Raw genomic sequence first — 3589 nt, 5'->3', positions numbered from 1 at the left:
CCTGTTCGCATCGGCCGACGAAGGTTGATGACGGGATGAACCCTGTGCCAATTACACTAAACCAAACGGCGGTGCGACGACCATCACGTTCATGCAATTTCGGAGGCCGCGAGGCGAGCGAAGATGCATCCGCTAATTGCTTGGCGAAGACCTTATGCCTGGGAGGTAGGGAGAATCACCAGCTCAGCGACAACGACATGAGGGGGCTGCTCGAGCGCGTAGATGACAGCGCTCGCCACATCCTCGGAAGTTAGTAACGTCTTGAAAGAATTATAAAACTTCTCGGCCTCCGCCTTGTCACCCCGCCAGCGGGCTTCGGCAAAGCCAGTGCGTGCCGTGCCCGGCATGATTTCGCTCACGCGAATCGGCGATCCGCGCAGCTCGGCACGCAACCCGTCGCTGAATCCGTGCACCGCGGCCTTGCTCGCACCATAGGCAGCCAAGCCAGCCGTCGGGCGCAGGGCGGCCATCGAGCCCAAATTGACGATATGTCCACGGCCACGGGCGATCATCCCCGGCATGACGGCGCGGCTGACGCGCAAGAGGCCCGTCACGTTGACGTCGATCGTACTTACCCAATCCTCAATCGATCCGACTTCAAATGGCTGCCGCCCGCCGACATCGGACCCCGCATTATTGATGAGGATGTCGATTTCGCGCCACGCCGCGGGCAAGTTCTCCGGCAGGCCGGCTGTAGCACTCGAATCGGTTACATCGAGCGCCAAGGGAAACAGGCGATCCCCAATCCGCTTCTCCAGCTTGGCAAGGCGAGCGGCGTTGCGCGCGGTCGCAATTACGCGCACTTCCTTCGCGGCGAGGGCCATCGCGATCGCTTCACCGAATCCGCTCGACGCGCCGGTCACAAGTGCAATGGCGCCCGGCCGCAGAATATTGGTATCGCTTGCCATAACTCCCTATCTAGCACGGTTGGAGGGCTTTGCGAAACCAGCACTCCCCCAGGGCGACCGAAGGTATTGCCCGGTTTCGACGACGCGTCGATAGCATGGACAGGGGCAAGCGCCGGCCGCATCATTGTGGCCTTACTGGACGAATGCCGAAAAACGAGGGTGCTACATGATCTACGAGACGCTCACGGTCGAAAGGGATGGACGTGGTGTCGCACGACTCACGCTCAACCGGCCGGACGCGCACAACGCCCTTTCGGCGCGCATGCTCGAAGAATTGCCGGATGCGGTGGCGTCGCTCGACGGGGATCGTGCGGTTCGAGCGGTCGTATTGACGGGCGCGGGCGCGAGTTTCTGCGCAGGTGGCGATCTTCGATGGATGCAGGAAGCAAGGGCGCTCGATCGAGCCGGCCGACTGAGGGAGTCAGGCAAGATCGCGACGGTCCTCCAGGCACTCGACACTCTCTCGAAGCCGCTTGTCGGCAGGATCAACGGTCAAGCCTATGCGGGCGGACTCGGCCTGATCGCAGCCTGCGACGTGGTCATCGCCGCGCGCAGCGCGCGCTTCGCCATCACCGAGGTACGCCTTGGGCTCATTCCCGCGAATATCGGCCCCTATCTTTTCAGGCGCATGGGTGAAGCGAAAGCGCGTGAGGTCTTTTTCAATGCCAAGATATTCGATGCGGAGGCGGCCCTCCGACTCGGTCTGGTATCGCAGGTCGTCGATGACGGTGGGCTCGATTCAGCCGTCGAGCGCGAGGTCGAACTCTTCCTGAAGTGCGGACCGCAGGCGATCGCCGCGACCAAGGCGCTCATCGGCCACATCGCGCGGCACGGACCCTCTGAAAGCGTTGAATACGGCATCGAGCGGCTAGCCGATGCGTGGGAGAACAGTGAAAGCAAGGAAGGAATCGCTGCCTTCTTCGAGAAACGCAAGCCCAACTGGACCCTTTAGACCGCGGGAGCGCAAATACCCCGCTCGAGCGGACCCACATCCCACAATGGGCTAGGCCGATGCGCTTCGGCTTAGCCTCAACGTCAAGATTTGGTTTATCGTTTGGCTTTGATAACCGCTTGTGGTAGAGCGTCTTTATCAAGTTTGCGCCTGTCCTGGCCGTCGAATTCCAGTCCGCGGTCGGTTTGGCCGCGAAGAAAAAAGAGGTGCGGGGGTCACGTCATGACAAAGCGACTTCTCGGGTCGGTTGCGTCCGTCCTCGCGATCTTGGTGGCAATGGGCAGCTTCCAAGAAGCCCACGCCGCCGGTTTCCAACTCTTCGATCAAAGCCCTAGCGGTCAAGGTGAGGCTTTCGCCGGCGCTGCCGCCGTCCATGAGGACGCGTCGACGATCTTCTATAATCCGGCGGGCATGGCTTATCTCGACACCTATCAGGCGATCGCAGGGGTTCAGATCATCTCGTCGAATTTCACGTTCCAGCCAACCCACGCGACGACCGGTGCCGGCACCCCGCTCATGGGAACCTCGGGAACCGGCGGCGTGACGGCTCCACTGGGTAACTTCTATGTCATGGCCCCCCTCGGCGATGACTTTCGAGCAGGTCTCGGCGTCGAGACGCCTTTTGGTCTCGAAACCGACTACGGCAATACCTGGATTGGCCGCTATTACGCACAGCGGACTCAACTTAAAACGTACAATTTCAATCCGTCGGTGTCGTACAAGGCGAACGACTGGCTCTCAGCGGGCGTCGGCTTCAACGTGATGTACGCAGATGCATTTTTCAGCAATGCGATCGATTTCGGATCCATTTTCAATCCCATCATCGGCACAGCGCCGCAGTCACAGGACGGCCAGTCGAAGCTCGCCGTCAGTGGCACTGGCTACGGCTTCAATGGCGGCGTAATTATCAAGCCGCTCGAGCATACGACTGTCGGAATAAGCTATCGATCGATGGTCCATCTCGATCTCGATGGGCGCGCCACATTTTCGACCACACCAACCATTTCTCAAACATTGGCGCTCCTGCAGGCGCTCCATAATCCGGTCGGTAATGCCTTCCAAAGCACGGGTGTGCGCAGCACGTTGAATTTGCCGGAAAGTGCGAGCTTGGCCGCCACGCAGCAATTGACCGACAAGTGGCTGCTCCTCGGCGACGTGACGTGGACCCATTGGAGTCGCTTTCACGACCTCGTTGCGGATTTCAACAACCCCGCTCAGCCGCAGCAGGCAACGGAGGAGGACTGGCACGATACCTATCGGTGGGCCGGCGGTCTGAACTACACGGCAACCGACAAAGCGAAGTTGCGTTTGGGCATTGCCTACGATCCCACGCCGACCAAGACCGAGTTCCGCAACTTTCGCATTCCCGATGCGAATCGGTTCTGGCTTTCGGCGGGATACAATGTGGAGCTGATACCCGATCTTTCGCTCGATTTTGCCTATACGCATATCTTCGTGCTCACCGATGGCTCGGTGAACCTGGTCAACAACCCCGCGGCCCCTGCGGGCAACATCAACGGCACCTTCGATTCTTCGGCCAACATTTTCGCGGTCGGCTTAAAGTACAATTTCTAACCGATGCGAATGACGCGCGGTCAGGGATCTGTCACCGCTAACAGGCAGCAAAGTGGCTAATCGTCACGCCGAGAGATTACGCACGATCAGGTGCGTGTCTTCGGCGCGCAAAACTGTGCGCGCGGCCGAACGGCCCGGCCGCGTCGACTTGACG

The 3589-nt window shown here is 60.0% G+C and carries 3 protein-coding genes; 2 read left to right on the top strand and 1 reads right to left on the bottom strand.

What is annotated here, in order from left to right; translation table 11 throughout:
* Positions 1 to 152 precede the first annotated feature (152 nt).
* Entirely contained in the window at positions 153 to 908 is a 756-nt protein-coding gene (locus VEJ16_08540) for an SDR family NAD(P)-dependent oxidoreductase (protein HYB09704.1), read from the bottom strand.
* Between the two features lie 166 nt (positions 909 to 1074).
* Between VEJ16_08540 and VEJ16_08535 the strand changes: the two genes are divergently transcribed.
* Together VEJ16_08535 and VEJ16_08530 are read left to right on the top strand one after the other, a co-directional pair.
* Complete coding sequence (locus VEJ16_08535) at positions 1075 to 1860, top strand: crotonase/enoyl-CoA hydratase family protein (protein HYB09703.1); 786 nt, start codon at positions 1075 to 1077, stop codon at positions 1858 to 1860.
* Between the two features lie 222 nt (positions 1861 to 2082).
* The gene (locus tag VEJ16_08530) at positions 2083 to 3435 is read left to right on the top strand and encodes an outer membrane protein transport protein (GenBank protein ID HYB09702.1); all 1353 of its coding nucleotides are present in this window, start codon (positions 2083 to 2085) and stop codon (positions 3433 to 3435) included.
* Positions 3436 to 3589 lie beyond the last annotated feature (154 nt).

It is taken from the genome of Alphaproteobacteria bacterium (assembly GCA_035625915.1).
In the GTDB taxonomy this organism is placed as follows: Bacteria; Pseudomonadota; Alphaproteobacteria; order JACZXZ01; family JACZXZ01; genus DATDHA01.
Note: the sequence above shows the minus strand (reverse complement) of the source record. Positions and strands in the feature narration are given on the sequence as shown.

What these genes read in the sequence shown, in the direction of transcription:
- VEJ16_08540 (HYB09704.1), bottom strand. Translation starts at nt 908, where the DNA reads ATGGCAAGCGATACCAATATTCTGCGGCCGGGCGCCATTGCACTTGTG.
- VEJ16_08535 (HYB09703.1), top strand. Translation starts at nt 1,075, where the DNA reads ATGATCTACGAGACGCTCACGGTCGAAAGGGATGGACGTGGTGTCGCA.
- VEJ16_08530 (HYB09702.1), top strand. Translation starts at nt 2,083, where the DNA reads ATGACAAAGCGACTTCTCGGGTCGGTTGCGTCCGTCCTCGCGATCTTG.